At 43.2% G+C, this 13,396-nt stretch carries 16 protein-coding genes and 1 pseudogene; 12 read left to right on the top strand and 5 right to left on the bottom strand.

Translation table 11 applies throughout. From position 1 onward, the window contains the following. Nucleotides 1–28 precede the first annotated feature (28 nt). From D1970_RS09710 to D1970_RS09675, 8 genes are all read left to right on the top strand, one after another. Nucleotides 29–907, top strand: coding sequence for a LysR family transcriptional regulator (locus D1970_RS09710; RefSeq protein WP_119112651.1), 879 nt, complete (start codon nt 29–31; stop codon nt 905–907). A 66-nt stretch (nt 908–973) separates the two neighbouring features. Next, nucleotides 974–1,390 carry a hypothetical protein gene (locus tag D1970_RS09705; RefSeq protein ID WP_119112650.1) on the top strand — a complete coding sequence of 139 codons (417 nt, stop codon included), beginning with the start codon at nt 974–976 and terminating at the stop codon, nt 1,388–1,390. 45 nt (nt 1,391–1,435) lie between these two features. Continuing rightward, nucleotides 1,436–1,939: a peroxiredoxin family protein gene (locus D1970_RS09700; protein ID WP_119112649.1), complete on the top strand. Its 504-nt coding sequence runs from the start codon at nt 1,436–1,438 to the stop codon at nt 1,937–1,939. Between the two features lie 171 nt (nt 1,940–2,110). Continuing rightward, nucleotides 2,111–2,242, top strand: coding sequence for an FbpB family small basic protein (locus D1970_RS09695; protein WP_119112648.1), 132 nt, complete (start codon nt 2,111–2,113; stop codon nt 2,240–2,242). Nucleotides 2,243–2,310: 68 nt separating this feature from the next. Further along, nucleotides 2,311–2,454, top strand: a complete 144-nt coding sequence (locus tag D1970_RS09690) for an acid-soluble spore protein N (protein WP_119112647.1) — start codon at nt 2,311–2,313, stop codon at nt 2,452–2,454. Between the two features lie 120 nt (nt 2,455–2,574). After that, nucleotides 2,575–2,808, top strand: coding sequence for a small acid-soluble spore protein Tlp (tlp, locus tag D1970_RS09685; protein ID WP_119112646.1), 234 nt, complete (start codon nt 2,575–2,577; stop codon nt 2,806–2,808). Between the two features lie 100 nt (nt 2,809–2,908). Continuing rightward, on the top strand, nt 2,909–5,239 hold the full coding sequence (locus D1970_RS09680) for an AAA family ATPase (RefSeq protein WP_119112645.1): 2,331 nt from the start codon (nt 2,909–2,911) through the stop codon (nt 5,237–5,239). A 1-nt stretch (nt 5,240) separates the two neighbouring features. After that, on the top strand, nt 5,241–5,657 hold the full coding sequence (locus tag D1970_RS09675) for an acyl-CoA thioesterase (protein WP_119112644.1): 417 nt from the start codon (nt 5,241–5,243) through the stop codon (nt 5,655–5,657). A gap of 155 nt (nt 5,658–5,812) precedes the next feature. On the opposite strand, the gene D1970_RS09670 is transcribed toward D1970_RS09675, so the two are convergent. Beyond that, nucleotides 5,813–6,976 carry a CapA family protein gene (locus D1970_RS09670; RefSeq protein ID WP_119112643.1) on the bottom strand — a complete coding sequence of 388 codons (1,164 nt, stop codon included), beginning with the start codon at nt 6,974–6,976 and terminating at the stop codon, nt 5,813–5,815. A gap of 302 nt (nt 6,977–7,278) precedes the next feature. Here D1970_RS09670 and D1970_RS09665 point away from each other — a divergent pair, with 302 nt between their 5' ends. Next, a complete protein-coding gene (locus D1970_RS09665) occupies nt 7,279–7,470 on the top strand; it encodes a hypothetical protein (RefSeq protein WP_119112642.1) in 192 nt (63 codons plus the stop codon). Nucleotides 7,471–7,568: 98 nt separating this feature from the next. Here the strand turns inward: D1970_RS09665 and D1970_RS09660 are convergent, their stop codons facing one another. From D1970_RS09660 to plsY, 3 genes are all read right to left on the bottom strand, one after another. After that, a complete protein-coding gene (locus D1970_RS09660; protein WP_119112641.1) occupies nt 7,569–7,748 on the bottom strand; it encodes a hypothetical protein in 180 nt (59 codons plus the stop codon). A 70-nt stretch (nt 7,749–7,818) separates the two neighbouring features. Next, nucleotides 7,819–8,574 (bottom strand): sensor histidine kinase, encoded by a 756-nt coding sequence (locus D1970_RS09655; protein ID WP_119112640.1) that lies wholly within the window; start codon nt 8,572–8,574, stop codon nt 7,819–7,821. 178 nt (nt 8,575–8,752) lie between these two features. Continuing rightward, the gene (gene plsY / locus D1970_RS09650) at nt 8,753–9,352 is read right to left on the bottom strand and encodes a glycerol-3-phosphate 1-O-acyltransferase PlsY (protein WP_119112639.1); all 600 of its coding nucleotides are present in this window, start codon (nt 9,350–9,352) and stop codon (nt 8,753–8,755) included. Between the two features lie 195 nt (nt 9,353–9,547). Here plsY and D1970_RS09645 point away from each other — a divergent pair. The 3 genes and pseudogenes from D1970_RS09645 to D1970_RS09635 all read left to right on the top strand — a co-directional run bounded on the left by D1970_RS09645 (nt 9,548) and on the right by D1970_RS09635 (nt 12,806). Continuing rightward, nucleotides 9,548–9,867: pseudogene (locus D1970_RS09645) on the top strand (DUF3243 domain-containing protein). A 432-nt stretch (nt 9,868–10,299) separates the two neighbouring features. Beyond that, a complete protein-coding gene (gene chrA / locus D1970_RS09640) occupies nt 10,300–11,475 on the top strand; it encodes a chromate efflux transporter (RefSeq protein WP_119112638.1) in 1,176 nt (391 codons plus the stop codon). 50 nt (nt 11,476–11,525) lie between these two features. After that, nucleotides 11,526–12,806: a purine/pyrimidine permease gene (locus D1970_RS09635; protein ID WP_119112637.1), complete on the top strand. Its 1,281-nt coding sequence runs from the start codon at nt 11,526–11,528 to the stop codon at nt 12,804–12,806. Between the two features lie 22 nt (nt 12,807–12,828). Here the strand turns inward: D1970_RS09635 and D1970_RS09630 are convergent, their stop codons facing one another. Then, complete coding sequence (locus D1970_RS09630; protein ID WP_119112636.1) at nt 12,829–13,371, bottom strand: hypothetical protein; 543 nt, start codon at nt 13,369–13,371, stop codon at nt 12,829–12,831. Nucleotides 13,372–13,396 lie beyond the last annotated feature (25 nt).

The following is a 13,396-nucleotide window of genomic DNA, read 5'->3' as shown; positions in this document are numbered from 1 at the left end:
ACTTTTTTCGTATAGAAGAGGGAGTACAATGGATATTAGACAATTGCGTTACTTCATTGCCATCGCAGAAGAGAAAAACATCACTGCAGCCGCAAACAGGCTGCATATTTCACAGCCGCCGCTCAGCATGCAGCTTAAGCAGCTGGAACAAGAATTGGGCGTAAATCTTGTCGAACGGAACGGTAAAAGAATGGAATTGACAGACAAAGGCCGCCTCCTATATAATCACGCGCTTCACCTTGTCAATTCGCTCGAAGAAGTGAAAAACGAACTGGCCGAAACCGAGGAAGGCAGAAAAGGAACCTTAGCACTTGGAATCAACACGCTTTCCTTTCCAGGAATAACAGAGCTTCTCCATCAATTTCATGGTCAATATCCACAGGTCACATTTAAGATTGTCCAAAACGATTCTGCGTTTTTATCAGAACAGATTAGGAATCGTACCATTGAACTTGCTTTTATCAGGCTGCCGCTTGAGCAGAGGGATCTTACCTACCAGCATTTGTACAGCGAGCCATTTGTGTTTGTTACAAAGGAACAGACCCCGAGCCAAATATCGCTAAAGGAGTTAGCGGAGTACCCAATCATCCTGCCAAGCACAGAAGGCCTTGGGCTTTACCATACAATTGCAGAAGCTTTTTCACGTGAGCATCTTTCACCTGCCACCATTGGGGAATGTTCCGATACTAAAGTGCTAATCGAGCTTGTAACAGCAGGAATTGGTTCAACCATCCTGCCACGGTCGGTTCTTCAATCGTATGCACTGGATGATTTGAATTCTGTCCCGCTCCTCGATACTGACATGAATTCATCACTCGGGATCATTTGGCTGCAGAACCATTTTTTATCAAGTCCTGCCCGCCATTTTCTTGAACTAGTGAAAACCAGCAGTACATTAAGAAGTTGAAGCCTTTCAAAACAGTGAATGGAAGATATATGATTTATATGGATTCAATTACAAGGAGAGATTATAATGGAAGCCTTTAAACTGGGGCCATTTATCATCAAGATAAGCTGGATTTTTAGTCTTGGAGCAGGAACAGCGGCCTATTGGACCATCAGGAAATTTCTCAAAGAGGATATTCGCTTTCGTGACGAGTTCCTTGATTCTCTTCTAAACGCTCTTTTAATGGGCATCGTCATTTATAAACTTGCTATTCTTGTTTATCAGCCGAACCTTCTTTTTACCAATCCTGTTGGCGCCCTTTATTTGTCGGGGGGATGGAAAGAGTGGACAACGGCACTATTGCTTTCGTCGCTTTACCTATTGTGGCAAAAAAAGCGAAAAAAATGGCCTGGAAACCTTTTTATCCAGGCTGGAATATATGGAATTGCTACATTCCTCACATCTTTTTGGCTTTTCCGCACTTTATATTTTCTGTTTTTTTAGGGTACCATATTCCTAACAAAATAATGTAACTGCAGGAGGGGCCACATGCTCAATAAAATCTTCACCGCTGTGCTAATGATCATGCTTTTGACTGTTCCTATTGCCGAGGCCGCCAAAAAAGAAAAGAATCCAGAACAAAAGATCCCCGCAATCAATTCAGCCCCTGACTTCAATCTTCAAAGCTTAGATGGAAAGGACATTAAACTTTCTAATTATAGAGGAAAGAAAGTGATGCTGAATTTCTGGGCAACCTGGTGCCCACCATGCAAAATCGAGATGCCTGCTATGCAGGAACTTTACCAGAAAGCGGATGGGCAGTTTGAAATTCTTGCTGTTAATATTGACTCAGATAATGACGTTGCAAGTTTCATGAAGGACAACAAACTTACTTTCCCAGTCGTACTTGATCAAGATCATAAGGTGAGCCAGCAATACAGCATCCTATCCATTCCAACTACCTTTGTGATTGATGAACAGGGAAATGTAGTCAAAAAATATATAGGTGCCATGACTCTTGAGCAAATGCAGCAATTCATGGATGCAAAGTAAAGACACCAGAATTTGGTGTCTTTATTTTGTTATATAGAACCAAGATTCCCTTCTAAGACTTTTTTCGTATAAATAAATCAAAAAAAGAATTAAATTTTCAAAAAGTTGTAATAATTGAAACCGTTTCAGGGCATAATTACTGTTAATATGACACTAAGGAAGGTGAGACATATGAGAAAACCAAGAAAACGTTCATTTGCAGAATTAGTTCTTGAAAATAAGCGTCAAATTATGAATGACCGTGCAGCATTAGAAAAACTCGAGGAAAAGCTTGAAGAAAAACGTCTAGGCAGGGCTGAATAATACGCTTCTTTTTTCCATAAATGATTTACTCCTCTTTGGCTAAAATATAGATAGAGGAGGGGATCAAATTGGGTAATCCGAAAAAAGACAGCAAACATTATGTTCCAAGCCATCTTGGCACACAGCCAAGAGGATTTAGCGGAAACAAAGGAAAACAAATGTCTGATACATCTGGAAAGCACGCACAGGTCATTCAGACAAAAGGCGAATGAAAATAATAGAAATCTAATCCCGCCTGTACGGCGGGATTTTTTCGTCCATTACTTACCTTTAATAAATCAAATCCTGTAAACACAAACTATCTCTGTACTCTTTGAAGGAGGAATGTTTTCATGCCTGACAATAAGCCAAAACCTGATGACAGAAGCGATAACGTGGAGAAGCTGCAGAAAATGATCCATGATACCATTGAAAATATGGAGGAAGCAGAGGATGCAATGGCGTTTTCAAACGAGCAGGACCAGGCCACGATCAAGGCCAAAAACGAACGCCGCCGGGATAGCATTGACAGCTTCCGTGAAGAAATCAAAGATGAGTATAGAGCGCAGCATGGAGAAGACCAATAAGATAAGACAGAGACCCGCCATATTCAAGGCGGGTCTTTTTCCGTTTTTTAAGATCTATGTTAAGATACCCTTTATAAACTATTAGAAGAAGTGATTCAATATGGAAGAGCATCAACGAAAAGGCAATATTGGCGTTCAAAAAATCAAGAAATGGGAAGAAGAACTGAAAAAAAATGGGTTTATTGCAGACGAAGCTGAACTGCTTATACTGATCAGCAAATTATCAGCAGAGAAACATCCTGGCGAATTGTCCTCTCTCCTTTCGCTCGCTGCTGCCTCCAGGGCAGGGAGGAAAGGAATAGATCCTGTAGCATTGGACTGGCTGGAGAAAGCAGTTGCCTTAAATCCCACCGATACAAGAAGCCGAATAGCGCTCTCTACACACAAGTGGAAGGGGAAGGTAGAAATACTATCATCCCTCGTTTTTCCTGTATTAAGGGAAACCGACAACCCTGCGGCAAAGAAAAAAACCGCAGAGCAATTTTTATCGGTTTGCCAGCAGTTTCTTGCTGAGGGAGAAGGCCACTTAGAAGATTTGAGGCAAGGGATGAAGATATCCGCAGGTTCCTCAAGTGATATTTACACCAGACTGACCAGCCTCCTGGAGGAAATTCTTCAAGAAACTGCTGCTCTGCTGAAAGCCTCATTGGAGTATGATGAATCCATTGCTGGTGTTTTTCATACATCTCTCCACTATGAGGAAATGAAGGAAAAACTTAAAAATATTGACCTCCTTAAAAATTCCTGGGAGGCTGAATTTACTGATGCAAGCGAATCTCCTTCGAATCAGACTGACCCGCTTGATGAATTGAATAATATGGTCGGGCTTTTGTCAGTAAAGAATAGAGTCCGGGACCATTACCGCTATTTATCCTACCAGAAAAAAAGAAAAGACCTGGGGTACAGGACAAAAGAAACACTTAATCTGAATATGATCATAACTGGAAACCCAGGAACCGGAAAGACGACGATCGCAAGGTTGTTAGCCAAAATTTATAACAGGCTCGGCATCCTGCCAAGAGCGGATGTCATAGAAACAGACCGCTCCCAGCTTGTCGGATCCTTTGTTGGCCAAACAGAAGAAAATGTAAGAAAAGCTGTTGAAAGCGCATTGGGCGGAGTCCTGTTCATCGACGAAGCCTACAGCCTTAAACGGGCGGGGCAATCTGGAAACGATTACGGGCAAACCGCGATCGACACCCTTGTATCACTGATGACAGGGAATGACTATGGAGGCAATTTCGCTGTCATCCTTGCCGGATATACAGAGGAAATGCGTCAGTTTTTGGCCGCTAACCCAGGGCTTCGAAGCCGGTTTCCGACATCATCCCATATCCACCTCCCTGACTATAGCGATGAAGAATTGATGCAAATAGGGGAGCAAGCGGCCTGGGATAACGATTATGTCCTAACTGAAGGAGCGCGTGAAGGTCTTAGGCAGCGAATTGTTCTTGAACGGGTAGATGAGACATTTGGCAATGCAAGGACTGTCCGCAGTATAATTGATGATGCTGTGTTTAAGAAAGGTGCGGAATCAGGCAACGAACCGGACTTGCTGTCTCTTTCGCTTCTTGAACAAGAAGATTTTTCAGCCCCTTTTCCGGTTCAGGGTGGCGATCCACATGCTGAGCTTGAACAGCTTATAGGACTGAAGGAAATAAAAGAAGAAGTAAAGAGCCTCTTCTCTTTTATAAGAATGCAGCAGTACAGGAGGGACAGAGGGCTGCCCGAGGTCCCAATTCAGCTGCACTCTGTATTTACCGGGAATCCCGGAACCGGAAAGACAACCGTTGCGAAAATATATGCAGAGCTGTTGAAAGACTGTGGAATTTTGAAGCGAGGCCACTTGATTATCGGAAGCCGTGCTGATTTTGTTGCCGGCTACGTAGGGCAAACAGCCGGTAAAACAAGGAAGAAAATCCGTGAAGCACTTGGTGGTGTCCTATTCATTGATGAAGCGTATTCTCTTTTAAGTGAATCGGAAGGGGATTTTGGCAGGGAAGTCATCGAAACGCTGGTTGAAGAAATGACGCGCCACAATGAAAATCTTGTGGTGGTACTTGCGGGATACCCCGCTGAAATGAATATCCTGCTTGAAAGCAATCCAGGTCTCAAATCACGTTTTAAAAAGTTTTTTAACTTTGATGATTATTCCGTGGGTGAACTTCTTGATATTATGGAAACTAGAGCAGAGCAATATCAGTACACGGTATCACAACGGGCAAAAGAATTTCTTGTTCACTCACTCTCCGGAGCAGAGAATCACGGGAATGGCCGTCTTGCGATCAATATCATCGATGAAGCAATCCAGACACAAGCATTCAGACTGATGGAAAATGGGGAAATCGGGGATTTTGGCAAGGAAGCCGTCATCCTGGAAGATGTTGATTTTAAAACAGCACTTGAGAAATTGGGAAGAGGAGGAAAATAAGTTGGTAATCTCAACAAAAGAAATAGAAGTACGATACGCAGAAACAGACCAGATGGGGGTTGTCTACCATGCCAATTATCTTGTCTGGATGGAGCTTGGGCGGACAGGCCTAATAGAAGAACTCGGCTATAATTATGCAGAAATGGAAAAAGAGGGTGTTTTATCACCTGTCGTTGATATCCAGGTAAGTTATAAAAAGCCTGTCCGCTACGGGCAAAAAGCGTTGGTGAAGACATGGGTTGCCGAATACAACGGTATAAAGGTTGTTTATGGTTACGAAATACTTAACAATGAAGGTGAAATTGCTTTAACAGCATCTTCATCACATGTTTGTGTTAAAAAAGATACCTTCAGGCCCATTTCAATCAGAAAGTCTTACCCTGAGTGGCATGAAGCCTACATAAAAGCTAAAATGTAGCCTGAGAGCTGATGAAATTTTTACTGTTGGCATCAGTCGAAAAATAATAGGGTATAAAAAACGCCGCTGCTTACAATGAACTTAAGCAGCGGCGTTTTTATATTGCTTTCTTAAATGGAACTCCATCATAATCCTTTACAACACTTTGCTTTGTATTAAGGTGACAGCGGCCCATTCATGTGAGCCATTATTTCTTTATACTTTTCCTCTGCATTCGGCAAACCGTGACTGCCGGCATTTTTCAAAAGAACAACCCGATAGTTTTGCTCTGCCTGGCTTGCAACATATGTCGGAGTGAACTCCGGATTGGACACTGTGATGCTATTACCGCCCGGCGTGACATTTTTTGTGAGTTCGACGGTTACTAAACCGCCAATATCCTTATAATCTCTGACCTGCCCTGATAGGAAGTTACCTAATGAATAGACGATAAGCGTTTTTCTTCCGTCCTCTGCTTCAATCCATTCCATTGGCTGCAAAACATGGGGGTGGTGCCCAAAAATCACATCAACACCCTCATCGGCAAGAAACTTCGCAAGATCCTTTTGCGAATTATTTGGAGTGCGTTCGTACTCATTACCCCAGTGGATGCTCATCACAACTGCATCAGCGTTTTGTCTCGCCCTCCGGATTTCTTCCTTCATCGCGGCCCTGTCGATCAAATTCACCAAATAATCCTTACCTTCCGGGACAGGTATGCCGTTTGTCCCGTAAGTGTAGGATAGATAAGCAATCTTAACACCGTTTTCTTCTAGTATCCGCAACTTTTTTTTATCCTCTGGATCCTTAAATGCCCCAACATAAGGAAGGCTCGTGGTTTCCATATAACCGATGGCGCTTTGAATTCCTTTTTCCCCTTTATCAAGTGAATGGTTGTTGGCAGTCGAAACAATGTCTACGCCCGAATCAATAATGGCATCTCCAACCTCACGGGGACTGTTAAAAGCGGGGTAGCCGGACAAACCAAGTTCAATTCCCCCAAGCACCGTTTCCTGGTTCGCAAGCAGGAGGTCAGGCTGGATCAGGATATCTTTTACTGATGCAAGCATCGGCTTAAAATCATAGCCTTCTTTTGTCATCGCATCAATATATACCCTGTCATGGATGAGGATGTCACCGATGGCACCGAGCGTGACTTTTTCTTCAAGTTCCTTCCCGGCCTCGCTAGCCTTTTTTTGAGGAAGTGGTGCACTTGTTTGAACAGCATCCGAAGAACCCGTTCCTTTTGATTGATACATTCGGACAATGAGCAGACTAGAAGCAATCACTAACAGGAATGAAATGATAAAGACATAAAGTGCGTACCGTTTTTTTCTCATCGTTTTCTCCTTGCTTTCATAAGCTCGTTCTTTTATTTTTCTATTGCTTAAGGATAGTATAGTACATATGAGAAAAAATGATTGATTTTAGCGGAAAGTTTCAAAAAAAATGTCTAATCATGGCACCATGTGTAAAAATAAGTGTAACAGGGTAGAAACGGAGCAAATCATTTTTCACGAGGGGGATATTCATGTTCAAACTTTCGGAAAGTGCCAGCGAGATCATAAAGGAATCAATGGAAAGGGAACGGAAACATAGCAGGGAAAATCTGTACGTGCGGGTTTCAATGGGGATTGGCTGAGTGGGCCCAAAACTGCAGCTGTCTCTGGAAGAGCAGCCACTATCAAGCGATACAATCTTCGAAGAGGATGGAATTAAAGTGCTGATTCATCAAAACGACTTTGTATATTTTGAACAAACGGAACTTGATTATGAAAAGGGTGGAGGTTTTCTCCTGAAGAAAAGCGGATTGGCTGGGCGAACTGACCGATAGAACCTGATTCTTGCTGCCTTTCATAAAAAAAAGCAGAGCCACAAGAGGATCTGCTTGGCCGGCTAACTCGAGACAGTTGGCCTTTTTCTTTGTGGTTATCAATTTTCTTCAAGAAAATCCAGCAGTTCATCGAAGTTATTTGTAATCTTTAATGGAGTATTGCGACTGGAGCCATCATGGAGCGGTGTCATTTCTACAATGAAAACATCAGGGGAAGAAGTAGCTTCAGTAGTTGTGACAAACTGGAAAGCAGGAGCTTTCTGTGAAACTGAACTCATCTTATCCTTCTCCTTTAGGGTTTCTTTTTATTTTAACTCTACAAAGCATCATGACAGCACCTTTATTTTGTCAGTTTTGCGAATTATCTTTTTCCTCCTTAAGAGGCAGAAAGATGGCTGCTGATGTACCCACCCCTGATTGGCTTTTCACTTCAATCCTCCCGCCATGTTCCTCGATGATTTTTCTGCTGATCGATAGCCCGATTCCTGTCCCATTTTCCTTTGTTGTAAAGAAGGTCTTTGACATTTTTTGTGATGTGACTTCATCCATGCCAATCCCATTGTCATATACCGTCATACAGGCAAACTGCGGATCAGTCGAAATTTCGACTTTCACTTCACCATCGGAGAAGCCTTTTTCTTCAATTGCTTCAAACGCGTTCCTGACAAGGTTGAAAAGCACCTGCCTGATTTGAGTTTCATTGGCTTTAATATGGATTTCCTCATTTGGGAAGTTCACTGAAAACTTAACATTTCTGATGATTGCTTCGCTTTCAAACAGGAAGGAGAAATCGGCTATAAGCTTTTGTACAGACACAATTTTTCTCGGTTTCGGGGAAGGCTTTACACATCCAAGATATTCGCTGATCAATCCATTTGTCCGGTCAATTTCCTCCATCAAAATGTCAACATATTTTGCCTTGCCGATTTCAATCAAATCCGGCTTTAGCAGCTGGATAAATCCCCTGATTGCAGTGAGCGGATTCCTGATCTCATGGGCAATCCCCGCAAATACTTCCTCTGCAGTACGTTCATGATTGGAAGTATGCACGACTATCGTTTTATCATCTAAAAGCACAGAAAATGAATTTTCCCTTTTATTCATATTGTCATTCCTTTATATAGGGATAGTCTGGCCAACTGATCATAGCAGCCATGCTAAATAATATGGCTGACTTTCCTTACATATGACGAAAAAAGACAATTTTCTCTAACGGATTCCTTTATATAAAAACGATAAAAAAAGAAAGAGCCGAAAAATCCCGGCTCTTCTCTTTGTTTGCTTATTTTGGCTTGCGGTCGAGCCACTTCACTTTTGGCTCGCTTCCGTTCCGGATTCTTCCGATATTTGCCCTGTGGCGGTAAATTACGAAGGTTGCCAGGGCTGCAACAACAATAATTAGAACGGGATCCCCGATAAACAGGGTTAAAGTCAATGTGGCTACGGCTGTGAGAATAGATGAAAGCGAAACGTATTTTGTTACCTTCAGGCTGACAATAAAAAATAATAACATAAATAAAAATAATGGCGGTGTGTAGGCAAGTAGCAATCCGCCTGAAGTCGCAACCGCTTTTCCGCCGCGGAATCTCGCGAATATCGGATACATATGTCCCAATACTGCTATAACACCCGGAATAAGCATGTGCATATCCGAATGGAACAGCAACGGCAGGCAGGCTGCCAGTGTGCCTTTTAATATATCAGCAAGCGTGACGGCGATTCCAGCCTTTATCCCCAGCGTCCTGAATGTATTGGTACCACCAAGGTTTCCGCTTCCGTGCTCGCGGATATCAATACCATGGAATAGCTTGCCCCAAATCAGGCCGGACGGAATTGACCCAATTAAATACGCAAGCAAAATAATAATCCCATAAACTGCCATCAAAATTTCTCCTTTACAAATTCTATCGTTATTGTACCACGATACTCGAAAAACACCATTGTGAAATTAACAAGAAAAGGTAAGATTACCCCAAAATGAAAGCCATTCCCATTCTATAAGAAAACAGAGGTTTGAATGTTATGGCAAAGGGAATCTATTAACTGCAGGCTAAAACACCTAAAAGGAAGATGAACCATGGAAAATAACATGAATGCAACAAACACGAATGACAAAGTCGAACAAAAGCTAAACAACCTTGGCGAGGGCCAAAAAGAAGAAATTCTTTACAGATTTGAGCGGTTCAAATCTTACCTCGGCGACAAAGTCTCAATGGGTGAAAAAATGGGTCTTAAAAAGAACAGCTGGCAAAAGCAGCCGAAAAAGTAGCAAACTACCTTGCGCAGCGCGAGGAACCTAGAAACAGTGAAGAAAAATTGCTTCAGGAGCTTTGGAAAGCCGGAACACAGGAAGAACAGCACAAACTTGCACATATGCTCGTAAAGCTAGTCGACTAAAACCATACCCTAAGATTAGATAAGAGAAGGCAAAGCATCCCGGATGCTTTGCCTTCTGCTATTCCAAGGTTATTTGCATTATACGAAAAGTCGTGGCTTTCCATGACTCTAATATTTTAAAAATAAGAAGAACCTTATAAAAAACATTCATTTTGGTGTGTGCCTTTTGTTCCTTTTCATGCCGGAATAATATTCTATCATAGAACAGGGCTACAGGCAAAAGCATATAAGTCAAATACTTATGCGCAATGGTTTAATAATGGGAGTTGTCTGAAGTATAAAATGCACTTCCTATTATTCTTGAAATTTGGCATCATCTTCGGGATGCATTCATGAAATGAAGGGTTTAATTTTACCACCTCGATTCGGTTTTTGTTATGATAAACAATGTAACTATCATTAGGAAAACTATAGGATAAGGGAGGTAGATTGATGAAACCCCGGAGTTATTCAGGCAAGCTGCTTGAAATCCTTTCAGCATCCCTAAAGCTAGGATTGACATCCTTCGGAGGGCCCGCCGCCCATATCGGTTATTTTCGCGAAGAATATGTACATAGACGTAAATGGTTAAATGAAAAGGAATATGCTGACCTGGTCGCCTTGTGTCAGTTTCTTCCCGGACCTGCTAGCAGTCAGGCGGGAATGGGGATCGGAATGGTTAGAGGGGGACTCATTGGCGGGCTCGTTTCATTCATCGGGTTTACTCTGCCGTCCGTTGTCGCGCTAACCTTATTCGCCATGCTGATACAGGGGATGGGCATTGGAAACGAAGGTTGGCTGCACGGTTTAAAGCTAGTTGCGGCAGCCGTTGTACTTCACGCTGTTCTGGGGATGGGTAAAAGCTTTGCTTCCACAAAAGCGTCGGGAAGCATGGCAGCTGCTGCAGCTGTAGCAACGCTTCTCTGGCAATCAAATTTGGCACAGGTATCCGTGATTGCCTGTGCTGCGGTTACAGGAATGCTTATTCTGAAGAATGAGCCGGATGATGCCGATTCACCATTTCACGTCCCAATCGGTAAACGGACAGGACTGTTTCTGCTCTCATTGTTTGCTGTACTTTTAATCCTGCTTCCGTTGATTGCAAACAACAGCACATCTGCAGGAATCATTTTGTATGACAGCTTTTTCCGCAGCGGCGCACTGGTGTTTGGAGGTGGCCATGTTGTTCTTCCGCTGCTTGAACGCGAGATTGTCCCGGGATTCCTGGATCACGAAACCTTTCTTGCGGGCTATGGGGCAGCACAGGCAGTCCCTGGTCCGCTGTTCACCTTTGCTTCCTACCTTGGAATGGCAATTGCCGGGTGGAAAGGAATGCTTGTCAGCACATTAGCCATTTTCACCCCTGCTTTTTTGCTGGTTGGGGGTACGCTGCCCTTCTGGAGCATTCTCAGGAAAAAGGAAAGTGTCAAAAGAGCGCTTGCTGGTGTAAATGCAGCTGTTGTTGGTATATTGCTCGCGGCTCTTTATGATCCCATCATTACAAGCTCTGTCCATCAAAATAGTGACTTTTCCTTCGCTGCCATCCTTTTCGTTCTCCTTGCATTTTGGAAGCTCCCTCCATGGGTTGTCGTCATACTGGGAGCAGCGGGAGGCCAGCTCTTTTTCTAGGACAAGAAAGACATTGGAATTTGAATTTTTACGTATAGGAGATTTGCTTCATGAAAACACTTTTGGCAGCCATCCAATGGATGGCTTTTATGATTGCGGGCACGATCGTTGCCCCGATTGCAGTAGCTGATCTTTTTCAGCTCAGCCCGGTAGAAACTTCCGATTTCGTCCAAAGAACCATCTTTGTGCTTGGGGCTTCTACCTTTTTGCAGGCATTATTTGGCCATCGCCTGCCTATAAATGAAGGTCCGGCAGGGCTATGGTGGGGAGTATTTGCCATATACGCAAGCCTGGGGACAGCCATGTTCACCTCGAAATTTGAAACACTGCAGGCATTGCAGGGGGCAATGATCATCAGTGGGCTTGTTTTCTTTGGACTCAGCCTGTTCAAGCTTGTCGAGAAGCTTGCCAGTTTGTTTACTCCAGTCGTCAGTGGCATTTATTTATTATTACTGATCCTCCAGCTCAGCAAGTCTTTTCTGAATGGAATGTTCGGGATAGGATACCGTCAGGCCGGCTTGGACCTTCCCATTGCAGGATTCAGCATTGCGATGGTGCTGATGACCTTTTACCTCTCAAGACATAAAATCAGATGGATCAGCCAATATTCCATCCTGATCAGCCTGGCTGCCGGCTGGATTGCCTTTTATCTTTTTGGGCTTGCAAAACCATATGCCGTCCATAGCCAAGGCTTAATCAAACTTCCTGAACTGTTCACTTTCGGTAAGCCTATTTTCCATCCTGGACTAATTCTTACTTCTGTCTTTATTACATTGCTGCTTGTAACCAATATGCTCGCAAGCATCAGGGTGACTGGCGAAGTATTGAAGCAGAAGGGAGAGGAGGCTGTCACCGACAGATATCGTGCGGGAGGCTTCGTTGCTGGAATTAACCAGTTATTAGGAGGGGTGTTCTCTGCCATCGGCTCTGTACCGATTTCAGGTGCTGCAGGTTTTATCGCCACAACAGGGTTCACGAAAGTTCTGCCTATTCTCGTTAGCTCGGTGTTAATAATGGGAGCAAGCCTTAATCCTACTTTGATGTCATTCATTGCATCTCTTCCTGCACCAGTAGGCTATTCCGTCACATTTGTCATCTTCGCGAACATGGTCGGTATCGCCTTTTCAGAGTTTGACAGAGAAGAGGATAAACAACGTACAAGACTCGTCATAGGGGTTTCCATCCTGACAGGGGCAGGAGCGATGTTTGTCAGCTCCACTGCATTTAACGATGTTTCTCCCATACTGACATCGGTTTTAAACAATGGCCTAATCCTCGGTACTTTAATTGCTATTTTCACCGACCAGCTGACAATGAAAAATAAACGGTAAACGAAAAAAATACCCAAGCAGGCTAACGTCTCCTGTTATGGGTATTTTTTTTCACTGGTTTGACAGTCCAAACCTTCCCATGGTTATTATCTTTTTTCCAGCCCCCAAGGTTGCCAATCTTTTGCACCCATTTCTTTTCCGTTATCTCCATATCCTCCAGTATTTCTGTTATGCCTGACTTTAGTTTGGAAGAAGAATGGCTTCTTTTTACGGTTTTCATCAATTCATAAACCTGTTCGGAAAGGTCTTTTCCTGTTTTACACTGTTGGAACAGAGCTGTGATCACGAGAAGAAACTTCTCACCTTGATCCGTATCAAAGGATTCTGCGAAATCGACAAATTTTTTATATGTGTGTTTTTGGAGGCTGGCAGCAGCACGAATTGCCGGGAGTATGCTGTGATTGATGCTGAGGATAAGTTCCTCGGGCTCTTGATTCCGAATCGTCTTATCAACTGCAGTCAAAGAAAGCCTGATTGATTTCAAGTATTTCGCGATCGCTGCTTCTATCTCAAACACAGAACACATCGATTTAACAATCCGTGCATATCCGCAATGACAAGACATACCTCAGCCTCCTTATCAGTCTTTA

The organism is Mesobacillus zeae, from assembly GCF_003570705.1.
In the GTDB taxonomy this organism is placed as follows: Bacteria; Bacillota; Bacilli; order Bacillales; family Cytobacillaceae; genus Mesobacillus_C; species Mesobacillus_C zeae.
The sequence above is the reverse complement of the archived record's forward strand: the minus strand, read 5'-3'. Positions and strand labels throughout refer to the sequence as shown.

Bases quoted from the DNA above. Each gene is read 5' to 3' on its own strand.
- D1970_RS09710 (WP_119112651.1), top strand. From the start codon at position 29: ATGGATATTAGACAATTGCGTTACTTCATTGCCATCGCAGAAGAGAAA.
- D1970_RS09705 (WP_119112650.1), top strand. From the start codon at position 974: ATGGAAGCCTTTAAACTGGGGCCATTTATCATCAAGATAAGCTGGATT.
- D1970_RS09700 (WP_119112649.1), top strand. From the start codon at position 1,436: ATGCTCAATAAAATCTTCACCGCTGTGCTAATGATCATGCTTTTGACT.
- D1970_RS09695 (WP_119112648.1), top strand. From the start codon at position 2,111: ATGAGAAAACCAAGAAAACGTTCATTTGCAGAATTAGTTCTTGAAAAT.
- tlp (WP_119112646.1), top strand. From the start codon at position 2,575: ATGCCTGACAATAAGCCAAAACCTGATGACAGAAGCGATAACGTGGAG.
- D1970_RS09680 (WP_119112645.1), top strand. From the start codon at position 2,909: ATGGAAGAGCATCAACGAAAAGGCAATATTGGCGTTCAAAAAATCAAG.
- D1970_RS09670 (WP_119112643.1), bottom strand. From the start codon at position 6,976: ATGAGAAAAAAACGGTACGCACTTTATGTCTTTATCATTTCATTCCTG.
- D1970_RS09660 (WP_119112641.1), bottom strand. From the start codon at position 7,748: ATGAGTTCAGTTTCACAGAAAGCTCCTGCTTTCCAGTTTGTCACAACT.
- D1970_RS09655 (WP_119112640.1), bottom strand. From the start codon at position 8,574: ATGAATAAAAGGGAAAATTCATTTTCTGTGCTTTTAGATGATAAAACG.
- plsY (WP_119112639.1), bottom strand. From the start codon at position 9,352: ATGGCAGTTTATGGGATTATTATTTTGCTTGCGTATTTAATTGGGTCA.
- chrA (WP_119112638.1), top strand. From the start codon at position 10,300: ATGAAACCCCGGAGTTATTCAGGCAAGCTGCTTGAAATCCTTTCAGCA.
- D1970_RS09635 (WP_119112637.1), top strand. From the start codon at position 11,526: ATGAAAACACTTTTGGCAGCCATCCAATGGATGGCTTTTATGATTGCG.
- D1970_RS09630 (WP_119112636.1), bottom strand. From the start codon at position 13,371: ATGTCTTGTCATTGCGGATATGCACGGATTGTTAAATCGATGTGTTCT.